The sequence below is a fragment of the Duganella sp. LjRoot269 genome (assembly GCF_964254095.1).
Taxonomy (GTDB): domain Bacteria; phylum Pseudomonadota; class Gammaproteobacteria; order Burkholderiales; family Burkholderiaceae_D; genus Rugamonas; species Rugamonas hordei.
Genome location: NZ_CAXUSL020000001.1, coordinates 1,716,579 through 1,741,233 on the forward strand (window position 1 = coordinate 1,716,579; position 24,655 = coordinate 1,741,233).

The following is a 24,655-nucleotide window of genomic DNA, read 5'->3' on the forward strand; positions in this document are numbered from 1 at the left end:
ATCCGACATTTGGACACGAGCTCTACCGTTGCGGTCGCAACGGTAGAGCTCGTGTCCAAATGTCGGATCTGACCCCGGATTAAACGCCGTCCGGCGCCGGCGTCTTCGAGCGGTAGTCGCACAGGTCGAGCTGCATGCAGTTCCAGCACTCGGGCTTGCGCGCCTTGCAGGTGTAGCGGCCGTGCAGGATCAGCCAGTGGTGGGCGTCGTGCAGGAATTCCTTCGGCACGAACTTGAGCAGCTTCTGCTCGACGATTTCCACGTTCTTGCCCGGCGCCAGGCCGGTGCGGTTGGAGACGCGGAAGATGTGCGTGTCCACCGCCATCGTCGGTTCGCCGAAGGCCGTGTTCATCACCACGTTGGCGGTCTTGCGGCCCACGCCGGGCAGCGCCTCCAGCGACTCGCGGTCGCGCGGCACTTCGCCGCCGTGCAGCTCCACCAGCATCCGGCACGTCGCCATGACGTTCTTCGCCTTGGTCTTGTACAGGCCTATGGTCTGGATGTAGGTCTTCAGTTCCTCTTCGCCCAGGTCCAGTATCGCCTGCGGCGTGTTCGCCACCGGATACAGCTTGCGCGTGGCCTTGTTGACGCCGACGTCGGTCGCCTGCGCCGACAGCAGCACGGCGATCAGCAGTTCAAACGGCGAGGTGTATTCAAGTTCGGTTTCAGGCTTGGGATTGGCGGCGCGGAAGCGCACGAACATTTCGTAGCGTTTGGCTGGATTCATTGAGCGTCTTGTTCTCTCTTGAGTCGCGCGCGTTCCATCGCGGCGGCGATGATGGCGCGCTTGCGTTCCTTCTCGGCTTCGCCGGCGGCATCGGCCGGATCGAGCGCCTGCACCGCCTTCATCTTGGCTTCGGCCTTGGCGGCCAGGCGGGCGTCGTTCTCGTCCTTCTCGCGCTTCAGGCGGAAGGCGCGGAAGTCGTGGCGTTCGCGGGCCGCGTCGGCGTCCGGCTGGCTCCAGGCGGCCCAGCCGGTGGTCTCGGTGACCGGGTACATGACGATGCAGTCGACCGGGCAGGGATGGACGCACAGGTCGCAGCCGGTGCACAGGTCGGGCACGACGGTGTGCATCAGCTTGGCGGCGCCGACAATGGCGTCCACCGGGCACGCCTGGATGCACAGCGTGCAGCCTATGCACAGCGATTCGTCGATGTAGGCCACCGCGCGCGGGCGCTCCAGGCCGTTGACGGGATTGAGCGGAATGACCTTGTGGCCGGTGACCGACGACAGCCGCGCGATGCCTTCGGCGCCGCCCGGCGGGCACTGGTTGATCGCGGCCGCGCCGGCGGCGATCGCCTCGGCGTACGGACGGCAGCCGTCATAGCCGCACTTGGTGCACTGCGTCTGCGGCAGGACGTCTTCGATGCGGTCGGCAAGTGTGTTGGAGGTCGGCACGGCGGAATGGATGGCGATAAGCCTGACAATAAAGCGTCATTATCCGATATCTGCGCCGGCCGGGCCGAAAAACCTTGTCAGGCGCGCGGTTTCGCCGGCCACACGCGGCGCACGGTCTGCCGCTCCAGTTCCTCCGCGTGCAGGCTCAGCGCCGGCTTGATCAAGTCGCTGCGGCTGACGATGCCGATCAGCCGGCGCGACTGGGCGTCGCTGACCACCGGCAGCCGCTCCAGCTGGTGCACGGCCAGCCGCGTGGCCAGCGCGCGGCAGGTTTCGTCGGCCAGCGCGAAGATCGGCGCGTTGACGCCGAACAGCTCGCCCACGCGCGCGGCGCCGGCGGCGCGCGCGCTGTTTTCGATGCCGGCGCGGTCCAGCATGCCCACCAGCGCACCGTCGCGCACCACCGGGAAGGCGCGGTGGCGCTGGTCCGCGCCGAAGTGGCTGGCCAGCACGTCGGCGATCAGCGCCTGCGCGTCGATGCTGGTTGCCGTCGCCGTCATCACCTCGGCCACGCTGTGGCGCTCCATCGGATCGATGCCGTATTCGCGGTAGATGTGGTGGCCGCGGCGGGCGATCTTCTCGGTCAGGATGGAGCGGTGCATGGTGATGACGGTGAAGGCGTAGGCCACGGTCGACGTGGCCAGCACCGGCAGCAGCGCGTTGACGTCGTGCGTCAGCTCGAACGCGAACACCACCGCCATCACCGGCGCGCGCATCATGCCGCCCAGGGTGGCGGCCATGAACACCAGCGGCCACACGGCCGGCTCGCCGCCGGGCAGGTAGGGGCCGACCAGGGCGCCCAGGCCGGCGCCCAGCATCAGCAGCGGCGCCAGCACGCCGCCGGACGTGCCCGAGCCCAGCGCCAGCAGCCAGATCACGGCCTTGACCACCAGCACGCTGGCGATGACGCCGGCCGCAAGATGGTTGTTGAGCAGGTCGGCGATCACGTCGTAGCCCACGCCCAGCGCGCGCGGCTGCAGGTAGCCGCCGATGCCGACCGCCAGCCCGCCGATGGCCGGCCACCACATCCAGTGCACGGGCAGCTTGTGGAAGCCGTCCTCGACCCGGTACAGCGCGGTCGACAGCACCCAGGCCAGCGCGCCGCACAGCAGGCCGCCGACCAGGCAGGACAGCAGCGCCGACGGCGGCAGCACCGCCGTATGCAGCGGGAACAGCGGGCCGCTCTCGATCAGCAGCGGACGCAGGAAGCCGGCCACCGCGCAGGCCACGGCCACCGGCGCCAGGCTGCGCGGGCGCAGTTCGAACAGCAGCAGCTCCACCGCCAGCAGCAGCGCGGCGATCGGCGTGCCGAACACCGCCGTCATGCCGGCCACGGCGCCCGCCACCAGCAGCGCCTTGCGCTCGGCGCCGCTCAGGTGGAAGTGCTGGGCGATCAGCGAGCCGACCGCGCCGCCGGTCATGATGATCGGGCCCTCGGCGCCGAACGGGCCGCCGCTGCCGATGGCGATGCCCGAGGCCAGCGGCTTGAGCACGGCCACCTTGGGCGACATCGTGCTGCTCTTGAACAGGATCGCCTCGATCGCTTCCGGAATGCCGTGGCCGCGTATCGCCTCGGAGCCGTAGCGCGCGATCAGGCCGATGACCAGGCCGCCGATCACCGGCACCGCGATCACCCACAGGCCCAGCGTGTTGGCGGCGGGCGAGGTGAAGCTGGTCGACAGCTTCTGGAAGAAGAACAGGTTGGTGAAGAAGCGGATCGCGTGCAGCAGCAGGTCGGCGGTCACGGTGCTGAGCGCGCCGACCACGGCGGCGATGCTGGCGATCAGGATCAGCCGGGAGTTGCCGTCGAAGTCGCGGCGGGAGTCGTAGGGTTTATTCATGGCGCAGTCGTGGGATGGTGAAGACGCCGTCCAGCGACAGCAGTTCGATGCGGTGTTGCTCGGCCAGCTGGGCGAGGATGGTTTCGCCTTCGCGCAGCAGGTGGATTTCCACGCGGCGGCGGTCGATGGCGCTGTTGCGGCGCTCGACCAGGCCCATCGCCTCGCAGCGCGAGACCAGCGCCACCACGCCGTGGTGCTTGGCCTGCAGGCGCTCGGCCAGCTCGCCCACGGTGGCCCAGTCGCGGCCCGGGTAGCCCTTGATGTGCAGCAGCAGCAGGTACTGCAGCGGCGTGATGCCGTGGGCTTGCACCACGTCTTCGGAAAAGCGCTCGAAACGGCGCATCTGGAAACGGAATTCGGAGAGCGCGGCGAAGTCGGACTTGCTCAGCGCGGGAGGGGATTTGGCGGTCATGACCCAAATATATCACGTCGTGATATATTTGGGGATATCTTGCCGGGCTCTGCCAGGCTTAACCGCCGATGGTCAGCGACAGCGTGGTGGTGCTGTAGACCGGGGTGACGTTGGCGTAGCCGTCCACCGTGACGGTGGTGAACTTGCCCTTGAGGCTGCCCGCCGTCAGCACGGTCAGGCTGTCGCCGGCCTTGGGCTTGTAGCCGTTGGCGAACTTCACGCGCAGCGTGCCGCCGGCGATGGTGGCGGTGCCGGCCACCGTCATGCTGCCTTGCGCGCCGCCGCCGATGTCCAGCTCCAGCGTGGTACTGCCGCTCAGCTGCGTGTATTTGCCGGCCAGCTTCAGGGCCGCCGGCGCGTTGGCGATCAGCGTGCCGCCGCTGACATAGACGTCGCCGCTGCCGAAGGCGGTGGCCGAGTCGCCCTGCAGCGCGCCGGCCGTCAGTTCGGTGCCGCCGGTCCAGCTGTTGTTGCCGGCCAGCTTGAGCGTGCCGCTGCCTTGCTTGACCAGCTTGCCGGTACCGCCGATGTCGTTGCGCCAGCGGTCGGCCGCGTTGAAGCCGCCCTTGGCCGCGTCCATGCTCAGCACCACGTTGCCGCTGAAGGCGCCGTAGCCGTCGGCCGCCGCGAACAGGTTCAACCGGCCCCAGCCTTCGGGATCGTCCATCACCGGATAGCCGGACGGCAGCGCCGTGGTCTTCAGCACCACGCGGCGCTGGGCGTCGCTCAGGTAGGGCTGGCGGGTTTCCAGCAGCACTTCCGCGCCCTTCGGCACGGTGGCTGCGGCGGTGGTGGCGCCGATCGGCGCGAAACCGTAGGTGCTGCGGCGCAGGTAGTTGGCCTTGTTGGCGGCGTAGTCGGCAAAGCGGTCGCTGGCGACGGTGCCCGATTGCGCGTAGGCGGCGAAGGTGTCGGCCGTGGTCGAGGTGGCGGCCATCAGCGTGGCGTGGGCCTGCGCGACGGCGGCGGCTTTCTTGGCCGCGTTGGCGGCGTCGGCCAGGTTGGCGGCGGCGCTGGCCTGGCCGAGGATGCGGCCGCTCAGCACGTCCAGCGGCGAGTGCATGCCGGCCAGGATGCGCGATTCGCCCAGCTCCAGGCCGCGGCTGATGAGTTCCTGGTAGCGCTCCGGCAGCGCGTAGGCCATCGCCACCGCGTCGCGCGTCGCCTCGGCCGAGTGGCCGCTGGTGAAGCCGCCGTCGGTGGTCGGGGTGGCGCTCTTGGCCGGCACCAGCGCCGGCAGCACTTGCACGGCGCTGCTCCAGCGGTAGGGGCGGGCGTATTTGTAGAAGCGCTTGGCCGGCTCGGTCGAGGCGTTGTTGCCGACCAGGTTGACCAGGTCGACCACGCTGCCGAAGCCGGCGTTGGCGCTGCCGCCCACGCCGGTGTTGTTGCCGCCGTCGTTGTACAGCACGCTGGTGGCGTCGGCCGCGACCGCGGTGATGGTGGTGGTCTGCTGCGCGGCCGCGCGCCAGGCGGCGGTCAGCGGGCCCAGGCCGTCGGTGACGCTGTAGCCCTTGCCGCGGCGGTCGTCCAGGTAGGCTTGCGTGGCCTGCGCGGCGCTGCGGTTGGCGGTGGCGTTGACCACGTAGGCGATGTTGGCCGCGTGCACGGCGGCGTTGACGATGGTGCCGTCCGGGTTGCCGTCGTTGGGCACGCCGCTCCAGGTCGAGGCGGTCACGGCCGGGAAGCCGTCCACCGCCGGCGCGGTCACGCCGGCGTCGACGATCTCGGTCAGCGGTTTCCATACCGCGAGGAAGCCGCCCAGCACGCGCACGCCGGCGTTGGTGGCCAGCGTGGCGTAGCGGGCGTCGCCGCGCTGGTTGGTGGCGGCGGTGTCGACGAAGGCGGTGGCGGCCGGCACGGCGACCACTTCCGCCGCGCCTTGGTCGGCCGGCGCGGCCGGAATGAGCAGCGGCTGGTCTTCGGAATTTGAACCGCAGGCGCTCAGGGCGAGGGCGACGCTGAAGGCCAGCACGAGCGGGCGCATAGGGGCGAAATGCATGGCGAAAAATCCGTAGTCAGTGAGAAAGCGTTACAGACTAGGGATGCCGTGTGACGCGCCGATTACGCGATGCCGCTGGAAGCGCTATCTGCGAAAAATTATTATGCGCTTGGTGAAAAACATAAAGGGCCCATGCAACACATGGGCCCTTTAGGATGAGGCGGGGAGGAGGGGCTGGACTCAGCCGTGCTTCTTGATGAACTCGGTGATCTTCGGGCACACCATTTCGCGCCAGCGGCGGCCGGAGAAGATGCCGTAGTGGCCGGCGCCTGGCGCCACGAAGTCCTGCTGCATGTCGGCCGGAATGCCGCTGCACAGGTCATGCGCGGCCTGGGTCTGGCCGGCGCCGGAGATGTCGTCCAGCTCGCCTTCGACGGTGAACAGCGCCACCGTGGTGATGTCCTGCGGACGCACCAGCTTGCCGCCGATCTTCCACGTGCCCTTGGGCAGCGCGAAGTCCTGGAACACGGTCTTGATGGTGTCCAGGTAGTACTCGGCCGGCATGTCCAGCACGGCGTTGTATTCGTCGTAGAACCTGCGGTGGCTTTCCGCCGTTTCCTCGTCGCCTTCGACCAGGTGCATGTAGAACTCGCGGTGGCTCTGCGCGTGGCGGCCCGGGTTCATCGCGATGAAGCCGGCGTGCTGCAGGAAACCGGGGTAGACCTTGCGGCCAAAGGCCGGGTAGTTCGGCGGCACCGCGTAGATCACGGTGTTTTCAAACCACGAGAATTTCTTTTCGGTGGCCAGGTTGTTGACCTGCGTCGGCGAGCGGCGCGGGTCGATCGGGCCGCCCATCATGGTCATGGTCTTCGGCAGCTTGGGGTCTTTTTCCGTCGCCATCAGCGAGATCGCCGCCAGCACCGGCACGGTGGGCTGGCAGACGGAGATCACGTGCACGTCGGGGCCGAGCGCGCGGATGAAGTCCTGCACGTAGAAGACGTAGTCGTCCAGGTGGAACGCGCCCTCCGACAGCGGCACCATGCGCGCGTCGGTCCAGTCGGTGATGAAGACGTCATGCTCGTGCAGCAGGCCGCGCACGGTGTCGCGCAGCAGCGTCGAGTGGTGGCCGGACAGCGGCGCCACCAGCAGCACGGTCGGCTGGTTCAGCGCCTTGGTCTGTTTGGCGTCCAGGTCCTTCTTGAAATGGATCAGGCGGCAGAACGGCTTGTTGACGACCACCTGCTCGATGATGCCGACAGTCTCGCCCTTGACGTCGGTACTGTCGATTTCAAACGCCGGTTTTTCGTAATCCTTGCCCAGCCGGTACATCAGTTCGTAGCCGGCGGCGATCCGTTGCGCGAACGGCGTGTGGGCCAGCGGCGAGACGGGGTTGGTGAACAGTTTGGAGGACGCGTCAGCCCATTGCATCAGGGGCGTCAGGAATGAGCGTTGCATTTCGTGCAGTTGGTAGAGCATATGTATTCCCGGTCGAGACTTGGTGCGGTGCACCAATGTTTACATCATAAGCCAATTATAGAATATTTGTTGGTGACGTAAAGCATTCCAAAATACCGCTGAGCAAGCGTACGTGTTATCCACAACGCGCTGCATGTCAAACAATAATACTGCCGAACCAATAAAAAAAGCAGCGTTTCCGCTGCTTTTGTGTAGGACAGTTGCTAATGTGCTTAATCGAAGACCGGGGTTTCCACGCCGAGCACCTTGTGCAGCTTGGGCGAGGTGGTGGTGTATTGCATGTGGATCTTCTTGTCCGGGAAGATGTAGGGCGCCGCGCCGAAGGCCGCCAGCGCTGCTTCGTGGAAGCCCGACAGGATCAGTTTTTTCTTGCCCGGATAGGTATTGATGTCGCCCACGGCGAAGATGCCCGGCACGTTGGTCTCGAACTTCTCGGTGTTTTGCACCTTCAGCTGGCGGCGCTCGATGTCCAGGCCCCATTCGGCGATCGGACCCAGCTTCGGCGACAGGCCGAAGAACACCAGCAGCATGTCCAGCGGCACGCGGCGGGTGACGCCGTCGGCGCCGGTGACCTTCAGCTGCGACAGCTTGCCGTCGGCATCGACTTCATGGCCGGTGGCCTGGCCGATGATCAGCTGCATTTCGTAGTCGTCGCACAGCGCTTTCATCTTGGCCACCGAGGCCGGTGCGGCGCGGAAGTCTTCGCGGCGGTGCAGCAGCACCACCGACTCGGCCTTGCCGACGAAGTTCAGCGCCCAGTCCAGCGCGGAGTCGCCGCCGCCGCAGATGACCAGGTTCTTGCCTTCGAACTGGGCCGGATCCTTGACCTTGTAGTGCAGCTGCGAGCCTTCGAACACTTCGATGCCGTCGACCTTCAGCGTGCGCGCCTGGAACGAGCCGACGCCGGCGGCGATGAAGATGGTCTTGGTGATGAAGCGGGTGCCGGCGCTGGTTTCCACGTCGAAGCGGCCGTCGTCGCGGCGCTCGACCTTGGTCACTTCCTGGCCCAGGTGGAAGGTCGGCTCGAACGGCTCGATCTGCTTGAGCAGGTTGTCGGTCAATTCCTGGCCGGTGCACGACGGCACGGCAGGGATGTCGTAGATCGGCTTGTCCGGATACAGTTCCACGCACTGTCCGCCCACGGCGCCCAGCGAATCGATCACGTGGGCTTTGATTTCCAGCAGGCCCAGTTCGAAGACCTGGAACAGGCCGACCGGGCCGGCGCCGATGATGACGGCATCGGCTTCGATGACGCCAGTTGGGGTGACAGTGCTATTCATACTTGGATTCCTGTTATTTCAATAGTGGTTAGGCAACACTGGTGCTCGCTCGACGCGCTGCCCGGTGCCGCCTGCCAGACGGGAGGGTCTTAGCGTACCAGCAGGTGCAGTTTTTCTTTGACGTCCTTGAACTGATCCGCTTCCGGCAGAGGCGGGATCGTCTTGGTGATCGAAGGCCAGTTGCGCGCCAGGTCGATGTTGATTTTGATGAATTGCTGCTGGTCGCCCGGCACATCTTCCTCGGCGAAAATCGCATTGACCGGGCATTCGGCCACGCAGACGGCGCAGTCGATGCACTCGTCGGGATCGATGGCGAGGAAGTTCGGGCCTTGGCGGAAACAATCTACCGGGCAAACATCGACGCAATCCGTGTAACGGCAGCTGATGCAAGATTCGGTGACAACGTGGGTCATAACAGTCCTATCAATGTTGGTGTGCTGCAGCGTCGGCGGCGGTGGGATGGCCCGGCTAACCTCAGCAAAGCACTGTATTTTAAGGTAATTCGCTATTTCTCACAAATTGCGCTTATATACAATACATATAAGCAAATTCGTAATGGAGAGTGCATGAGCGCCATGCCGCTGGAATTTTTCCTGTTCGCCGCCGTCCTGGGCATAGTGGCGTTCGGCCGCGTGAGCACCATGGTGAGCGCGCTGGCCGGGGCCTTGGTGATCAGCGTCTATAAAGTGTTGTTCTCGCCGTTTGCCGAAGGCGCCGGCATGGCGGGCCTGCTGGCGCACGCGGGGCGCGAGTGGGTGGGACTGGCCAACCTGCTGGGCCTGCTGCTGGGTTTTGCGCTGCTGGCCAGGCATTTTGAAAGGAGCCAGGTGCCCGCCGTCCTGCCGCACTACATGCCGGACGACTGGAAGGGGCCGCTGATGCTGCTGGTGCTGGTGTTCCTCACCTCCAGCTTCCTCGACAATATCGCCGCCGCCATCATCGGCGGCACCGTGGCGCGCAGCGTGTTCCGCGGCTGCGTGCACGTGGGCTACCTGGCGGCCATCGTCGCCGCCTCCAACGCCGGCGGCTCCGGCAGCGTGGTCGGCGACACCACCACCACCATGATGTGGCTGGCCGGCGTGGCGCCGGGCCAGGTGCTGCACGCCTACGTGGCGGCGGTGGTGGCGCTGGCCGTGTGCGCGGTGCCGGCCGCGCTGCAGCAGCAGGCCTGGTCGCCGATCGTCAAGGATGCGCCGCCGGGCGTCCGCGTCGACTGGACCCGGCTGGGCATCGTGGCGCTGGTGCTGCTGGCGGCGATCGCCGCCAATTTGTTGTCGAGTTTGTACTGGCCGGCGCTGGGCGCGGCCTTTCCGCTGGTCGGCGCGGCGGTGTGGCTGGCGCTGCTGCTGAGCGCCGCGCTGCGCCGGCCCGACTGGAGCGAACTGCCGGGCGCGCTGCGCGGCGCCGTGTTCCTGCTGGCGCTGGTGTGGTCGGCGTCGATGATGCCGGTCGAGGCGCTGCCGCCGGCGTCGTGGCCGATCGCGCTGGGCATCGGTTTCGTCTCGGCCGTGTTCGACAACATCCCGCTGACGGCGCTGGCGCTGCGGCAGGGCGGTTTCGACTGGGGTTTTGTCGCCTACGCGGTGGGCTTCGGCGGTTCGATGATCTGGTTCGGCTCGTCGGCCGGGGTGGCGCTGAGCGGCATGTACCCGGAATCGCGCTCGGTCGGGCGCTGGCTGCGCCAGGGCTGGCATGTGCCGCTGGCCTACGTGGCCGGATTTTTCGCCATGCTGGCGCTGCTGGGCTGGCGCGCCTGAGGCGCAACTGGCATCATGTCGCCTTTGCTTAATTCACAGAGGAAGCCGGATGGCTGACATCAACATCGTCCAGGCGCACAGCCTGGCGCCGGAGCAGGCCCGCGCGGCAGCGCAGCAGGTGGCCGACAAGCTGGCCGAACAATTCGAACTGGAATGCCGCTGGGACGGCGACGTGCTGCGCTTCGAGCGCAGCGGCGTCAACGGCTCGCTGGCGCTGCGCCCGAGCGAAGCGCAGTTGCAGATCGCGCTGGGCTTCCTGTACGGCGCGTTCTCGTCGCAGATCGAGGCCAAGGTGGCCGAGAAAATGCGTAAGGTCTTCGCCTGAAATCCGGGGTCAGATCTGAAAATTGGACACGACCTCTGCCGTAGCAGCTGCTACGGCAGAGGTCGTGTCCAATTTTCAGATCTGACCCCGGGTTTTTACTTCAGCTCTTCGATCAGGTCGATGTACTGCTGCCTGGCTTCGTCCAGCGACGTGCCTTTCAGCGCGGCCCAGGCGTCGAACTTGGCGCGGCCGACGAAGTCGGTCATGCCTGGACGGTCGCCGGTGGCGTCGCCGGCCGAGGCTTGCTTGAACAGCGCGTAAATCTTCAGCAGCGTCATGTTGTCCGGACGCTCGGGCAGGTTCTTGGAATCGAGCTGGGCCTGCGCGAATTGCTCTTCTAAACTCATCATTTCTCCTTGGGTCAGAATGGGGATGCGCCATCATAACCCCGGCCGCAGGAAAAACCGCTAGAGGGCTTACTCAAAAACAGAACGGCGGACATGTCAGGTCGTGGACCTGGCATGCGCCGCCGTTTCCGGTGCCCTCGCGGGCACTGGCACTGCGGCGCGAACGCCGCGTGCCGGGAGTTCCTGCGATTACTTCTTTTTCGTCGGGTTGACTGCCGACTTCAGGGTCGCGCCAGCCGAGAATTTAGGAGTTTTCGACGCAGCGATCTTGATCGCTTCGCCGGTTGCAGGATTGCGGCCTTTGCGTGCAGCACGCTTGGCAACGGAGAAGGTGCCGAAGCCGGTGATGCCGACCGTGTCGCCTTTTTTCAGACGCTCAGTCACGATGGCGATCAGAGTGTTCACTGCACCGTTGGCGGCAGCAGCTGACATCTCGGTGCGTTTCGCAAATTCTGCAATCAATTCGCCTTTTTTCATTACTACCTCCTTGGTTATTAGAGCGCGCAGATTAGCATAAATATTGTCAAATGTAATGGTTTCTGTTCGAAGTAGCCCTTACAGTAGCTGCCGCGCCACGCTGCACCGCAATAAAACCCCTGTATTTACAGGCGATACCCGGTTTTTCCGAACCCGCGTCCGCGCTGAAAAAGGTTTATGATGGGACGACTGAGGACAGGACCATGACCTTTTCAGACGAGACCTTGATAGCCTACGCCGACGGCGACCTGGACGACGCGACCCGCCTCGCCGTCGAAGCCGCCATGCGCGGCGACGGCAGCATCGCGCGGCGGGTGGCGCGCCTGCGGGCCGCGCGCGACGAGGTGTTTGCCGACCAGGCGCCGTCCGGCCTGCGCGCGCGGCGCGCGCCCAACGTGGTGCAGCTGGCCGACGTGCGGGCCAGCCGCGCCGCGGCGCAGCAAGCCGCGCGCAAGGCGGCGCGGCGCCATTGGGGCTGGCCGGAATGGGGCGCCCTGGCGCTGGTGATGGTGCTCGGCCTGGCGGCCGGCAAGTTCGGCCTGGCGCATTGGCAGCCGGGCTGGTTCAGCGAGCCGGCGATGGCGCCGACCGCGGTGGCCAGCCGCAACGGCATGCTGGTCGCGCAGGGCAAGCTGGCCACGAGCTTGAGCCAGCAGATGGGCGGCGCCGTGCCGTCCGAAGGCGATGTGCGGGTCGGTCTGAGTTTTTTGTCGAACGAGGGCGGCTACTGCCGCAGCTTCACGCTGGTCGGCCTGAGTCAGGATCTGGTGGGGATCGCCTGCCGCGCCAATGACGAGTGGCGGATACCGGTGCTGGTGCAGAGTGCGCGGCCGCTGCCGGCCATGGGCGCCTACCGCGCGGCCGGCACCGAGATGCCGACGGCGCTGCTGGAGGCGATCGACCAGCGCATCGTCGGCGGCATGCTCGACACCAGGGCCGAGCTGGAAGCGCTGCGCCGTAATTGGCAGCGCTAAGCCTGCCGTTTAGACGCCCAGCAGTTCGACGTCGAAGATCAAGGTTGCGTTTGGCGGAATCACGCCGCCGGCGCCGCGCGAGCCGTAGCCCAGCTCGGCCGGGATGATCAGCTGGCGCACGCCGCCGATCTTCATGCCTTGCACGCCCTGGTCCCAGCCCTGGATGACCATGCCGGCGCCCAGCGCGAATTCGAACGGATCGTTGCGGTCCTTGCTGGAGTCAAATTTCGGGCCCTTGGTGCCGTCGTCGTTGCGCAGCCAGCCGGTGTAGTGCACGGTGACGTTTTGACCGGCTTTGGCTTCGGCGCCTTCGCCCACGGTCAGTTCGATGTACTGCAGGCCGGATTCGGTGGTGATGGTGGTCATGATTTTCCTTCTATGGATACGTTAAAGACAGCCCTGAATTGTAGCAGGGCGCGCAGCTGGGCCCCCGGCACGGGAATAATTGTCCGCTTTTGTCTCGTAACGGTTCGGTTTGCACGTAAAATAAACGTTTTGCTCTTTCAAGCGATTTTTCATGCTCTGCAGTTTCCGCCGTATCGTCCTTTCCTGTGTCTGCGCCATCTCCGCGATCGGCAGCGCGCAGGCCAACGTGGTGGTGGTCCTTAATTCGCGTGACGCCACCGTGCAGCTGCTGGACCAGGACACCTACAAAGACCTCTCCACCTTCCCGGTCGGGAAGGAGCCGCACCACCTGATGGCCACGCCGGACAACAAGTCCCTGATCGTCGCCAGCTCGGTCGGCAACGAACTGATCTTCCTCGATCCGAAAAGCGGCCAGGTCCAGCGCACCATCAAGGATATCCTCGACCCCTACCAGATCGGCTTTTCGCCGGACCAGAAGTGGTTCGTGTCGAACTCGCTGCGGCTGGACCGCGTCGACCTGTACAAGTACGACGGCGCCAACCTGACCCTGGCCAAGCGCATCCCGCTGGCCAAGCTGCCCAGCCACATGGCGTTCAACGCCGCCAGCAACATGGTGTTCATCACCCAGCAGGGCAGCGACCAGATCAGCGCCATCGACCTGGGCACGCAGGCCGTCAAGTGGACCATGTCGGTCGGTAAACTGCCGGCCGGCATCGCCATGACGCCGGACGACAAACACCTGCTGGTCGGCATCATGGGCAGCGACTACGTCGAGGTGATCGACTGGAAAACCCAGAAGACCGTCAAGCGCATCAAGACCGGCCAGGGCGCGCACAACTTCCGCGCCGCCGGCGACGGCCGCCTGACCTATGTGTCGAACCGGGTCTCCAATTCGATCAACATCATCGACCAGAAGACGCTGGAAAACGTCGGCCAGATCAACGTGCCGGGCGGCCCGGACTGCATGGAAATCACCGCCGACGGCAAGACCATGTGGGTCACCCTGCGCTGGATCAAGAAAGTGGCCGTGATCGACCTGGCCACCCGCAAGGTCACCAAGCTGATACCGGTGGGGCGTTCGCCGCACGGCGTGTTCTTCTTCAACTCGGCCCAGCGCATGTGATGAACAGCGCTGCCGCCCCGACCCTGCTGGCGCTGGCGCTCGCTGTTTCGCCGGCGGCCATGGCGGCCGACCCGGCCAAGGCTGCCAACAGCGACGCGCGCGAACTGAACGACGCGGCCCGCGCCGCCAACGCCCATGCCCGCAACCTCAACGGTCCGGCGCGGCGCGCGGCGGAGGCCAAGGCGGCCGGCATGGCCGCCGCCGCCGCTGCAAGCACCGGCGCGGCAAGCACCGTGTCGCCGGCCGGCGCCAAGCCGGCGCTGGCGACGGCGTCCGCCATCGCCGCCGCGAAGACCGAGTCGGCCGCGCCGCGCGCGGCCTGCAAGGGCACGATTTACCTGACCTTCGACACCGGCAGCCAGTCCCAGGCCGAGCTGATCGCCGACACGCTGAACCGCCACAAGATCAAGGCCACCTTCTTCCTGGCCAATGAAAAAACCGTCAAGGGCGATTATTCGCTGGACCCGTCGTGGTCGGCCTACTGGAAGGCCCGCGTCGCCGAAGGCCATGTGTTCGGCTCGCACACCTTCGACCACGACGTGCTGGTCAAGGACGGCGCCGGCGGCGCCATCCTGGCCAAGCCGGGCTTCGGCGCGCAGGCCGGCAAGGTCCGTACCTTCACGCCGGACCAGTATTGCGAGGAAATCAAGCGCGTCGACCAGCGCTTCGCCGAGCTGACCGGCCGGCACCTGGACCCGATCTGGCGCGCTCCGGCCGGCCGCACCACGCCCCATGCGCTGGAGGTGGCCAAGTCCTGCGGCTACGCCCACGTCGGCTGGGCGCCGGCCGGCCTCTCCGGCGACGAGTTTTCCAGCACCGCCTACCCGAATGCGGTATTGCTGCAAAAGTCCCTGCGCGACTTGCGGGACGGCGACATCTTCCTTGCCCACATGGGCATCTGGTCGCGCAAGGATGCGTGGGCGCCGGCCAACCTGGAACCGTTGATCAGCGGCCTGGAGCAAAAAGGCTATTGCTTCGCCACGCTGCGCGAGCACCCGGGCTATCGCGCCTCATTCAAGACGAATTCCAAGCACCAATGATGCAATTATTTTCCGACTGGCTGGGCGCCGCCCAAGGCTGGTTGTTCGAGACGGCGATACAGCCGCTGGTGTTCCAGCTCGGCTTCGGCGAATTTATCGAGGAGGCGTTCGAAGGCACCGAGTGGCTGCTGATCGGCGTGCTGGAGCTGTTGCTGCTGTTCCTGGTGCTGCGCCCGCTGGAGGCGATGATCCCGGTGCACAAGTTCAACGACCCGCGCGCGCGCTGGAACGACTTCATCTACACGGTGCTGCACCGCGTCGGCCTGTTCTCGGTGCTGATCTTCTTCACGCTCGACCCGCTGATGGACAGCGTGGCCGCCGCGCTGCGCTTCGAGAGCTTCCAGCCGTTCAACCTCGAATCGCTGTGGCCAGGCATCAGTCCCCTGGGCAGCTTCCTGGTGTATTTCGTCGTGCTGGACTTCTTCGATTACTGGTACCACCGCGCCTCGCACCAGTTCAACTGGTGGTGGGCGCTGCACGGCCTGCACCACAGCCAGCAGAACATGAATTTGTGGAGCGACAACCGCAACCACCTGCTCGACGACCTGCTGCGCGACGTCTACATGGGCGTCATCGCACTGTGCATCGGCGTCGAACCGTCGCAGTACGTGATGCTGGTGTCGGTGTCGCGCATCCTGCAAAGCCTGCAGCACGCCAACGTGCGCATCCATTTCGGCCGCGTCGGCGAATGGCTGCTGGTGTCGCCGCGCTACCACCGCCTGCACCACGCGATCGGCGTCGGCCACGAATCGCATGGCAAGGGAACGCTGGGCGGCTGCAATTTCGCCGTGCTGCTGCCGGTATGGGATATCATCTTCCGCACCGCTAATTTCACGCCGCGGTTCGAAGCCACCGGCATCCGCGACCAGCTGCCGCGGACCGGCGCCGACGGCGTGGTCGCGCCGGGCCGCGACTACGGCAGGGGCTTCTGGTCGCAGCACTGGCTGGCGCTCAAGCGCATGGTTGAATACGCACGCAAGGATGTGGTCTGATGACAAATGTATTACGCTCCTGGGGTCGCGCCTTCCTGTCGCAATGGCACGGCAGGATGCTGGCGATGAGTGTGGTTCCGTTCCTGCTGGCGGTCGGCGTGTGGGCGGTGCTGCTGTACCTGGGCCTGCAGCCGCTGGTCGACTGGCTGCACCTGCTGTTCACCGAGCACGACGGCTTCGCCCGCAGCGGTAGTCTGCTCAGCTCGCTTGGGCTGGGCGCCTTGAAAACCGTCGTCGTGCCGCTGATCGCCATGCTGTTGCTGCTGCCGCTGATGATACTGACGGCGCTGGTCTTCATCGGCGTGGTGGCGATGCCGCTGATCGGCCGCCACGTCGGCCGCCGCCACTATCCGCAGCTGGAGCAGCGCAAGGGCGGCACCCTGCTGGGCAGCGCCGGCGTGGCGCTGGGCGGCATGGCGATCTTCATCGGCCTGTGGATCGTGACCTTGCCGCTGTACGCCTTCCCGCCGCTGGCGGTGGCGGTGCAGGCCTGCCTGTGGGGCTGGCTGACGACGCGGGTGATGGTCTACGATGCGCTGGCCGACTACGCCAGCGCCGACGAGCGCCGCCAGATCCTGGCCGAGCACCGCTGGCGGCTGCTGGTCATCGGCATCGTCTCCGGCGCGGCCGGCGCCTTGCCGGGCGCGATCTGGCTGGGCGGCGTGATGGCGGTGGTGCTGTTCCCGTTCCTGGCGGCGATCTCGATCTGGCTGTATGTGCTGATCTTTATCTTCACCGGCCTGTGGTTTGCGTATTATTGCCTCGATGCGCTGGCGCGCCTGCGCGCCGACGCGGTCGAGGTCAAAGAAATCACCATCTGAAAGGAAACCATGGCGATCGGACTCATCATCATCGGCGACGAAATCCTGTCCGGCAGGCGCGTCGATCAACACTTCCCCAAGGTCTTGCAACTGCTGGCGGCGCGCGGCCTGCAACTGGGCTGGGCTGAAATCCTGGCCGACGATCCGCAGCGCATCACCGCCACCTTGAAGCGCACCTTCGCCAGCGACGACATCGTGTTCTGCTGCGGCGGCATCGGCGCCACGCCGGACGACCACACGCGCCAGGCCGCCGCCGACGCGCTGGGCCTGCCGTTGGTGATGCACGAGCAGGGCAAGATCAACATCCAGCAGCGCATCCTGCAGATGGGCCAGGAGGCCGGCCAGCCGGCGGACCTGAACTCGGCCGAGAACCTGCACCGCCTCAAGATGGCCGAGTTTGCCGAAGGCGCGGCGCTGATCCCCAATCCGTACAACAACATCGCCGGCTTCGCGCTGCACAAGCACTATTTCGTGCCGGGCTTCCCGGTGATGGCGTGGCCGATGATCGAGTGGGTGCTGGACCACCATTACGCCGACCTGTTCAACCGCGAGCCGCACAGCGAGCAATCGGTGTTCGTGTACGAGGCGGCCGAGTCGGCGCTGACGCCGCTGATGGTGGCGATCGAAGCGCGGTTCGCGCGGGTGAAGGTGTTCAGCCTGCCGAGCGTGGGCGACGCCAGGCGGCGCCGCCATATCGAGCTGGGCGTCAAGGGCGAACCGGTGCAGACGGCCGAGGCGTTCGAGTACCTGTGCGCGGAACTGAAGAAACTCAATGTAGAGTTCAGCAACAGTTAGTGCTTGGTTGTTATCAATCGGGCGTAGACGGCGTTCCTCCCTCGGAGAGAACGCCGTTGTTTTTTTGCGAAAAACAAACGGCGCAGTAAAATTATTGTGCGTCTTCGCCCGCTGGCACGGCTCCGATGTGGTGCAATGGAGTGGAAGCATCCAAGTACGTTTTACTGAAACAGCTGACCGGTTTGAATCATATGTTAAGCAATCGTCGTTTCCGCCGGCCCCGTATCGTAGTCCGCGCAGTGCGCAAATTGCGCGCAGGCGCCGCGGCTTTTGGCTATCGCAACAAGCGGCATCTGCATGTCGTGCCTGCGCCCACTCCCGAACAAACCGAAGCGCATCTGGCCCATGCCCAGATGGACGCGCCGCCACCGCCGTCGGCACCGAAGAGCAAGCGTTCGCGCAACGCCTTCCTGCTGGTGCTGCTGATCGGCGTATCGTTTGCCGTCTACTGGGGGGTACAGGAAACCCGTACCTCCAGCATGCAGGCGCGCGTGTTCACCGACCTGGTCGGCAAGATGACGTACAAGATGGAGCCGGGCGCCAGCAAGTCGATCCGCTTCCCGAAAGACAGCCCGTACGACGAGCGCCTCGGCTACGCCGGCCTGCCGGACTACCTGGGCAAGCTCAGCCAGCGCGACTACCAGGTCAGCGCGCAGGTCCGCATCTCGCCGAAGATGGCCGAGCTGGCCGACATGGGCGTGTTCGCCACCTATCGCGAAAAGACCAAGACCGGCCTGACCATCGTCGACTGCCGCGCGCAGGAACTGTTTGCCGCCAGCTATCCGGAACGCATCTACACCAGGTTCGAACAGGCGCCGATGGCCTTGATCAACAGCCTGTTGTTCATCGAGAACCGCGAGCTGCTGGACACCAAGTATCCGACGCGTAATCCGGCCGTCGAATGGGACCGCCTGGGCAAGGCGGTGATCGAGAAGAGCGTCAGCTCGGTGGCCGGCGGCCATCGCGCGGCGGGCGGCAGCACGCTGGCCACGCAGATCGAAAAATACCGCCACTCGCCGGAAGGCCGCACCGGCTCGATGAAGGACAAGCTGCAGCAGATGGTCTCGGCCAGCCTGCGCTCCTACCAGGACGGTCCGGACACGACCAAGGCGCGCCGCCGCATCGTGCTCGACTACCTGAACACGGTGCCGCTGTCGGCCAAGCCCGGCTACGGCGAAGTGAACGGCATCGGCGACGGCATGTGGGTGTGGTACGGCCGCCAGTTCGCCGACGTCAACCGCCTGCTGGCCGGCAAGCTCGACAACCCGGACGCCGAAACCGCGCTGACCTTCAAGGAGGCGCTGAGCCTGATGATCGCGCAGCGCCGCCCCAGCTACTACCTGGGCGACGGCGCCGAGGACCTGGAAATCCTGGCCAACAGCCACCTGCGCATCCTCGCCACCGACGGCGTGATCACGCCGGCGATGCGCGACATGGCCTTGCAGCAGAAGCTGCATCCGGCCACCGGCAACGGCCTGCAGTCGGCGCCGGCGATGACCTTCGTCAGCCGCAAGGCGTCGAACGCGATCCGCAACCACCTGGCCAACCTGCTGGGCGACAACCGCATGTACAACCTGGACCGCCTCGACCTGAGCGTGGTCAGCACGCTCGACGCGCAGGCGCAGACCGCCGTCACGCAGGTGCTGCGCGACCTGCGCGATCCGGAGAAGGCCAAGGCCGCCGGCCTGACCGGCAAGGGCATGCTGGGCAACGGCGATCCGGCCAACGTGGTGTACAGCTTCACCTTGCTGGAAAAGGGTGAGCAGAACAATCTGCTGCGCCTGCAGACCGACAACTTCGACCAGCCGCTGGACATCAACGAAGGCGCCAAGCTGGACCTGGGCTCGACCGCCAAGCTGCGCACGCTGGTGACCTACCTGGACATCATGGACCAGATGCACAAGAAGTACGCCGGCATGGACGCGGCCGCGCTGGGCAAGGTGACGGTTGATCCGCAGGACAAGCTGTCGCTGTGGGCGCTGGACTACTTCAAGGCGCTGCCGATCGAGAAGGGCGGGCGCGAGCTGACGCCGATGCTGAACGCGGCCATGGAGCGCAAGTATTCGGGCAATCCCGGCGAAGGCTTCTTCACCGGCGGCGGCCTGCACCACTTCGGCAACTTCTCCAAGGAAGACAACGGCAAGATCCTGACGGTGACCGAGGCGCTGCGCCATTCGACCAACCTGGTGTTCGTGCGCCTGATGCGCGACGTGGCCAAGTTCTACATGTTCCAGACGCCGGGCTCGTCGGCCTCGCTGCTGGCCGACTCGGACGATCCGCGCCGCGCGCAGTACCTGGCCCGCTTCGCCGACAAGGAAGGCAAGGAATTCCTCGGCCGCTTCTACGCCAAGTACAAGGGCAAGCCGGAAGGCGAACTGGACAAGATCCTGCTGGCCAACATCCGCAGCACGCCGGTGCGGCTGGCGGTGATCCACCGCACCGTGTATCCGCAGGCCAGCCAGGAGCAGTTCGCGGCCTTCCTGAAGGACAACCTGCCGTCGCAGAACGAAGTGCCGGAAGAGCGCGTGGCCAAGCTGTACGACCAGTATTCGATCGACAAATGGTCGCTGGCCGATCGCGGCTACCTGGCCAGCGTGCACCCGCTGGAACTGTGGATGGCGGCCTATATGCGCCTGCACCCTGGCGCGACCTTGTCGCAGATGACGGCGGCCAGCGAGAAGGAGCGGCAGGAGGTCTACCAGTGGCTGTTCAAGACCCACCACAAGCACGCGCAGGACAAGCGCATCGCCGGGCTGCTCGAGGTCGAGGGCTTCATGGAAATCCACAAGCAGTGGAAGAAGATGGGCTATCCGTTCGAGTCGCTGGTGCCCTCGTATGCGACCACCTTGGGCGCGTCGGCAGACCGTCCGGCCGCGCTGGCCGAGCTGATGGGGATCATCGTCAACGGCGGCGTGCGCAAGAGCAGCCAGCGCATCAGCTCGCTGCACTTCGCCAAGGACACGCCGTATGAAACGGTGGTCACCAAGGGCAAGCCGACCGCCAATGAGCAGGTGCTGTCGCCCGAGGTGGCGCGGGTGGTGGCCGATGCGATCCGCGGCGTGGTGTCGGACGGCACGGCCAAGCGGGCGCGCATGGCCTTCGTCGGATCGGACGGCAAGGTGATTCCGGTCGGCGGCAAGACCGGCACCGGCGACCAGCGCTTCGACGTGTACGGCGGCGGCGGGCGGCTGATCGAGTCGCGCTATGTGAACCGGTCGGCCACGTTCGTGTTCAATATCGGCGAGCGCTTCTTCGGTTCGATGACGGCCTACGTGCACGGGCCGGAATCGAAGCACTACGACTTCACCAGCGCGCTGCCGGTGCAGCTGCTGGTGGTGCTGGCGCCGAGCCTGATGCCGCTGATCGAACCCAATCCGGTGGCGAAGCCCGCCACCGTGGCGTTGGTCGCGAAAGCCGGGGGAGAAGTGCCCGCAGTCGTGAAACCGCCGCTGCAGGCCTGCGGCGGCTGATCTAAATCCGGGGTCAGATCCGACATTTGGACACGAGCTCTGCCGTAACGGCCGTTACGGCAGAGCTCGTGTCCAAATGTCGGATCTGACCCCGGATTCCCTTGCATAGTTGCTCATTTGTTGGCAATGTATCAGCCCATGAAACCTATGCGCCATCACATGTCCAAAATCCTCAAGTTCACGCAATTCTCGATGCGGGACTTGTTTGTCGCCGCCGCCCCCACCATTGCGCTGATCGCCGGCGTCTGCCTGCTGGCCTACTGGCTGGTTGACCCGGCGCCGCCGCGCACGGTGCGCCTGGCCACCGGCCAGGAAAACAGCGCCTACGAGGAATTCGGCAAGAAATACGCGGCCGCGTTGGCCAAGCACGGCGTCAAGGTGACGCTGATGCCGTCCGCCGGCTCCAGCGAAAACCTCAAGCTGCTGAAGGCCGGCCAGGTCGACATCGCCTTCGTCCAGAGCGGCTCCACCAACGAGGAGGCCGCCGAGCGCGAAGGCCTGACCTCGCTGGGCAGCCTGTTTGTCGAGCCGCTGTGGCTGTTCCTGCGCGAAACCAAGGGCAAGAAGCCCATCACCCAGTTGAGCCAGCTGAGGGGCATGAAGATCAACTACGGCCCGAAAGGCGCCGGCTCGCCGCGCCTGCTGCGCCAGGTGCTGGAGCTGAACGGCGTCGAGAAGGGCGAAGTCGAGCGCTTCTCGCTGGCCAACACGCCGGCCACGGTGGAGCTGCTGGAAGGCCGCATCGACGGCCTGGTGTTCACCTCCGCGCCGGAGGCGCCGCTGATCCAGATGCTGCTGCAAACGCCGGGCATCAAGCTGTTCAACTTCACCCAGGCCGAGGCCTACGCGCGCAAGCTGCCGTTCCTGAGCCACGTGGTGCTGCCGCAGGGGATCGTCGACCTGGGCCGCGATATCCCGTCCGAGGACTACAACCTGATCGCGCCGACCGCCACGCTGGTCGCGCGCGACGACCTGCATCCGGCGCTGGTGGATTTGTTCGTGCAGGCGGCCAGCAGCATCCACGGCGGCGCCGGCTGGTTCTCGCAGCAGGGGCAGTTCCCGTCGGCCAAGTACACCGAGATTCCGGTCGATTCGGAGGCGGCCAAGTTCTACAAGAGCGGCCCGCCGCTGCTGCAGCGTTACATGACCTTCTGGCTGGCCAATTTCTTCGACCGCATGTGGGTCGTGGTGGTGGCGCTGGGCGCGCTGATACTGCCGCTGTCCAAGGTGGTGCCGCCGCTGTACGTGTGGCGCATCCGCTCGCGCGTGTACCGCTGGTACGGCCAGCTGCGCGCGGTGGAGCAAAGGGTGGAGGAGGCGCAGGAGGAGACGCGCATGCAGGTCTACGAGGAGCAGCTCAAGCGCCTCAACGAGATCGAGGAGCTGGTCAACCAGGTATCGATCCCGCTGTCCTTTGCCGATGGCTTGTATGGCTTGCGCAGCCACATACAGTTCGTGCGCAAGCGCATCCAGTTCCTGATGGGCGAAGCGTCGCCCGTTGTGGCCGACGCGGTGCCGGTCTAATCCGCACCCCGCCGTCATTCCCGCGCTGGCGGGAATCCATAGAACGCATCCGTGTGTGCCTCAGCATGGATTCCCGCTTTCGCGGGAATGACGGCGAAGGTTATGCTCCGGTCCACGGCAAACCGGCCTTGCACCAGCCGTTGACGTTCTTGCGGTGGCCGTGCTCGTCCTTGTCGCCCTCGAAGCCTTCCAGGATATCGTAGCAGTGCTGGTAGCCGTGCTCGGTGGCCAGCTTGGCGGCGTTGCGCGAACGGACGCCGGAGCGGCACAGGAACAGCAGCACCTGGTCCTTGCGGGCCACCGAGTTCAGCTGCTCGATGAACTCGTGGTTGGCATTCCCGCCCGGATAGGTGCTCCACTGCACCGCACCATGTTGGGCTTCCGGTATGGTGACCCGTCCGACCCAGTCGCGCTCGGCATTGGTGCGCACATCGACCAGCTTGACGGCGTTGTCGGCACTGACCAGCTCATACGCCTCCTGCGGCGTGACCGCGCCGGCATAGGGCCAGTCCTTGCTGCGGCTGCGCGCCAGCGCGAGAATATCGTCTATCGTGCTCATGTCATGTTCCAGAAATAAGATTAAGTTTATTATAGGCTTCCTGTTCAAGCCCGATACACACACGCACCAAAGTTGTGCAGTTTTTAGAAAAATTCCCAATGCGCACAAAATAGGTGCAATATTTGAGAAGTGCACTGAGTTGGTGCTATGTTGATCTGCCGCAAATATAGGCATTTCGATCTGCTGGCCGATTTTAGATTCTTTTACCAGCAAGTTCAAAGATGCTATCGGCATATTAATATGAGTTTCAGGCTGGCACGGATACTGCTTATTAGAGCGCACGAGTCCCACATTCCTTTAGGAGATACGCATGGCAATGACAGCCGCAGAAGTTCTGAAAATGGTCCAGGAAAACGAAGTCAAATTCGTTGATTTCCGTTTCGCCGACACCCGTGGTAAAGAACAGCACGTAACCGTGCCTGTGTCGCACTTCGACATCGACAAGTTCGAATCGGGTCACGCATTCGACGGTTCCTCGATCGCCGGCTGGAAGGGCATCGAAGCATCGGACATGATACTGCTGCCAGATCCAAACACCGCGAACATCGACCCGTTCATGGAAGAAACCACCCTGTTCATGCAGTGCGACGTGATCGAACCGTCGGACGGCAAGGGTTACGACCGCGATCCACGCTCCATCGCCAAGCGCGCTGAAGCCTACCTGAAATCGTCCGGCATGGGCGACACCGCCTACTTCGGCCCTGAGCCAGAGTTCTTCATCTTCGACAGCGTGCGCTGGAAGATCGACATGTCCGGCTGCTTCGTCAAGATCGATTCCGACGAAGCGTCGTGGTCGACCGACAAGGAAATCGAAGGCGGCAACAGCGGCCATCGTCCTACCGTCAAGGGCGGCTACTTCCCAGTGCCACCAGTCGACAGCTTCCAGGACATGCGTTCGGAAATGTGCCTGATCCTGGAATCGCTGGGCATCCCGGTCGAAGTGCACCACCACGAAGTGGCCGGCGCCGGCCAGAACGAAATCGGCACCAAGTTCTCGACCCTGGTCGAGCGCGCCGACTGGACCCAGAACCTGAAATACGTGGTCTGGAACGTGGCCCACAGCTATGGCAAGACCGCCACCTTCATGCCTAAGCCTATCGTTGGCGACAACGGTTCGGGCATGCACGTGCACCAGTCGATCTGGAAAGACGGCGTCAACCTGTTCGCCGGCGACGGCTATGCCGGCCTGTCGGAAACCGCGCTGTACTACATCGGCGGCATCATCAAGCACGCCAAGGCGCTGAACGCGATCACCAACCCAGGCACCAACTCGTACAAGCGTCTGGTTCCAGGCTTCGAAGCGCCAGTCAAACTGGCGTACTCGGCCCGTAACCGTTCGGCTTCGATCCGTATTCCACACGTCGCCAATCCAAAAGGCCGCCGTATCGAAACCCGCTTCCCGGATCCACTGGCCAACGTCTATCTGTGCTTCGCAGCACTGCTGATGGCTGGTCTGGACGGTATCGCCAACAAGATCCACCCGGGCGAGGCAGCATCGAAAGATCTGTACCACCTGCCGCCGGAAGAAGACGCGCTGATCCCAACCGTGTGCTCGTCGCTGGAAGAGGCACTGGATCACCTGAACAAAGACCGCGAGTTCCTGACCCGTGGCGGCGTGTTCAGCGATTCCATGATCGACGCCTACATCGAACTGAAAATGCAGGACGTCCAGCGCATGCGCATGACGACTCACCCTGCCGAGTTCGACATGTACTACTCGCTGTAATACAACGCGC

23 protein-coding genes are annotated in these 24,655 nt (G+C 65.0%); 11 read left to right on the plus strand and 12 right to left on the minus strand.

The window, feature by feature from the left end:
• Positions 1-79 precede the first annotated feature (79 nt).
• The 8 genes from nth to fdxA all read right to left on the minus strand — a co-directional run bounded on the left by nth (position 80) and on the right by fdxA (position 8,762).
• Positions 80-727, minus strand: a complete 648-nt coding sequence (nth, locus tag ACSQ3S_RS07605; RefSeq protein WP_176654515.1) for an endonuclease III — start codon at positions 725-727, stop codon at positions 80-82.
• A complete protein-coding gene (rsxB, locus tag ACSQ3S_RS07610; RefSeq protein ID WP_176654514.1) occupies positions 724-1,398 on the minus strand; it encodes an electron transport complex subunit RsxB in 675 nt (224 codons plus the stop codon). Before rsxB ends, nth begins: the two co-directional genes overlap by 4 nt.
• 77 nt (positions 1,399-1,475) lie before the next feature.
• Positions 1,476-3,239, minus strand: coding sequence for a chloride channel protein (locus tag ACSQ3S_RS07615; RefSeq protein WP_436142017.1), 1,764 nt, complete (start codon positions 3,237-3,239; stop codon positions 1,476-1,478).
• Entirely contained in the window at positions 3,232-3,651 is a 420-nt protein-coding gene (locus tag ACSQ3S_RS07620; protein WP_176654512.1) for a MarR family winged helix-turn-helix transcriptional regulator, read from the minus strand. Before ACSQ3S_RS07620 ends, ACSQ3S_RS07615 begins: the two co-directional genes overlap by 8 nt.
• A gap of 58 nt (positions 3,652-3,709) precedes the next feature.
• Positions 3,710-5,653 (minus strand): phosphatase PAP2 family protein, encoded by a 1,944-nt coding sequence (locus ACSQ3S_RS07625; protein WP_436142018.1) that lies wholly within the window; start codon positions 5,651-5,653, stop codon positions 3,710-3,712.
• A 180-nt stretch (positions 5,654-5,833) separates the two neighbouring features.
• The gene (locus ACSQ3S_RS07630; RefSeq protein WP_353400135.1) at positions 5,834-7,069 is read right to left on the minus strand and encodes a polyhydroxyalkanoate depolymerase; all 1,236 of its coding nucleotides are present in this window, start codon (positions 7,067-7,069) and stop codon (positions 5,834-5,836) included.
• A gap of 212 nt (positions 7,070-7,281) precedes the next feature.
• Positions 7,282-8,349, minus strand: coding sequence for an NAD(P)/FAD-dependent oxidoreductase (locus ACSQ3S_RS07635; protein WP_413446918.1), 1,068 nt, complete (start codon positions 8,347-8,349; stop codon positions 7,282-7,284).
• Between the two features lie 89 nt (positions 8,350-8,438).
• The gene (fdxA, locus tag ACSQ3S_RS07640) at positions 8,439-8,762 is read right to left on the minus strand and encodes a ferredoxin FdxA (RefSeq protein WP_436142019.1); all 324 of its coding nucleotides are present in this window, start codon (positions 8,760-8,762) and stop codon (positions 8,439-8,441) included.
• Between the two features lie 153 nt (positions 8,763-8,915).
• Here fdxA and ACSQ3S_RS07645 point away from each other — a divergent pair, with 153 nt between their 5' ends.
• Positions 8,916-10,106 carry a citrate transporter gene (locus ACSQ3S_RS07645; RefSeq protein WP_436142020.1) on the plus strand — a complete coding sequence of 397 codons (1,191 nt, stop codon included), beginning with the start codon at positions 8,916-8,918 and terminating at the stop codon, positions 10,104-10,106.
• Between the two features lie 49 nt (positions 10,107-10,155).
• Positions 10,156-10,431, plus strand: a complete 276-nt coding sequence (locus ACSQ3S_RS07650; protein WP_176654507.1) for a polyhydroxyalkanoic acid system family protein — start codon at positions 10,156-10,158, stop codon at positions 10,429-10,431.
• A 95-nt stretch (positions 10,432-10,526) separates the two neighbouring features.
• Here the strand turns inward: ACSQ3S_RS07650 and ACSQ3S_RS07655 are convergent, their stop codons facing one another.
• Together ACSQ3S_RS07655 and ACSQ3S_RS07660 are read right to left on the minus strand one after the other, a co-directional pair.
• A complete protein-coding gene (locus ACSQ3S_RS07655) occupies positions 10,527-10,778 on the minus strand; it encodes an acyl-CoA-binding protein (protein ID WP_176655665.1) in 252 nt (83 codons plus the stop codon).
• Positions 10,779-10,967: 189 nt separating this feature from the next.
• The gene (locus ACSQ3S_RS07660; protein ID WP_090316135.1) at positions 10,968-11,255 is read right to left on the minus strand and encodes an HU family DNA-binding protein; all 288 of its coding nucleotides are present in this window, start codon (positions 11,253-11,255) and stop codon (positions 10,968-10,970) included.
• Positions 11,256-11,458: 203 nt separating this feature from the next.
• Here ACSQ3S_RS07660 and ACSQ3S_RS07665 point away from each other — a divergent pair, with 203 nt between their 5' ends.
• Positions 11,459-12,229 carry a hypothetical protein gene (locus ACSQ3S_RS07665; protein ID WP_436142021.1) on the plus strand — a complete coding sequence of 257 codons (771 nt, stop codon included), beginning with the start codon at positions 11,459-11,461 and terminating at the stop codon, positions 12,227-12,229.
• Between the two features lie 9 nt (positions 12,230-12,238).
• Here ACSQ3S_RS07665 and ACSQ3S_RS07670 read toward each other — a convergent pair whose 3' ends face one another.
• On the minus strand, positions 12,239-12,595 hold the full coding sequence (locus ACSQ3S_RS07670; protein WP_176655529.1) for an FKBP-type peptidyl-prolyl cis-trans isomerase: 357 nt from the start codon (positions 12,593-12,595) through the stop codon (positions 12,239-12,241).
• A 151-nt stretch (positions 12,596-12,746) separates the two neighbouring features.
• Between ACSQ3S_RS07670 and ACSQ3S_RS07675 the strand changes: the two genes are divergently transcribed.
• The 7 genes from ACSQ3S_RS07675 (at position 12,747) to ACSQ3S_RS07705 (ending at position 22,360) form a co-directional block, all read left to right on the plus strand.
• Positions 12,747-13,718, plus strand: a complete 972-nt coding sequence (locus ACSQ3S_RS07675) for a cytochrome D1 domain-containing protein (RefSeq protein ID WP_176655530.1) — start codon at positions 12,747-12,749, stop codon at positions 13,716-13,718.
• Entirely contained in the window at positions 13,718-14,758 is a 1,041-nt protein-coding gene (locus tag ACSQ3S_RS07680) for a polysaccharide deacetylase family protein (RefSeq protein WP_436142022.1), read from the plus strand. Before ACSQ3S_RS07675 ends, ACSQ3S_RS07680 begins: the two co-directional genes overlap by 1 nt.
• Positions 14,755-15,750 carry a sterol desaturase family protein gene (locus ACSQ3S_RS07685; RefSeq protein ID WP_353400151.1) on the plus strand — a complete coding sequence of 332 codons (996 nt, stop codon included), beginning with the start codon at positions 14,755-14,757 and terminating at the stop codon, positions 15,748-15,750. Before ACSQ3S_RS07680 ends, ACSQ3S_RS07685 begins: the two co-directional genes overlap by 4 nt.
• Complete coding sequence (locus ACSQ3S_RS07690) at positions 15,750-16,571, plus strand: EI24 domain-containing protein (protein ID WP_176655532.1); 822 nt, start codon at positions 15,750-15,752, stop codon at positions 16,569-16,571. The genes ACSQ3S_RS07685 and ACSQ3S_RS07690 overlap by 1 nt, the downstream gene beginning before the upstream one ends.
• Before the next feature lie 9 nt (positions 16,572-16,580).
• A complete protein-coding gene (locus ACSQ3S_RS07695) occupies positions 16,581-17,366 on the plus strand; it encodes a competence/damage-inducible protein A (RefSeq protein WP_436142023.1) in 786 nt (261 codons plus the stop codon).
• 353 nt (positions 17,367-17,719) lie between these two features.
• Positions 17,720-20,836 (plus strand): transglycosylase domain-containing protein, encoded by a 3,117-nt coding sequence (locus ACSQ3S_RS07700; protein WP_436145000.1) that lies wholly within the window; start codon positions 17,720-17,722, stop codon positions 20,834-20,836.
• A gap of 159 nt (positions 20,837-20,995) precedes the next feature.
• Complete coding sequence (locus ACSQ3S_RS07705; RefSeq protein WP_436142024.1) at positions 20,996-22,360, plus strand: TAXI family TRAP transporter solute-binding subunit; 1,365 nt, start codon at positions 20,996-20,998, stop codon at positions 22,358-22,360.
• A gap of 100 nt (positions 22,361-22,460) precedes the next feature.
• Here ACSQ3S_RS07705 and ACSQ3S_RS07710 read toward each other — a convergent pair whose 3' ends face one another.
• Positions 22,461-22,919 (minus strand): rhodanese-like domain-containing protein, encoded by a 459-nt coding sequence (locus tag ACSQ3S_RS07710; RefSeq protein ID WP_413449490.1) that lies wholly within the window; start codon positions 22,917-22,919, stop codon positions 22,461-22,463.
• Positions 22,920-23,229: 310 nt separating this feature from the next.
• On the opposite strand from ACSQ3S_RS07710, the gene glnA reads away from it, so the two are divergent.
• Positions 23,230-24,645, plus strand: a complete 1,416-nt coding sequence (glnA, locus tag ACSQ3S_RS07715; RefSeq protein ID WP_176655536.1) for a type I glutamate--ammonia ligase — start codon at positions 23,230-23,232, stop codon at positions 24,643-24,645.
• Positions 24,646-24,655 lie beyond the last annotated feature (10 nt).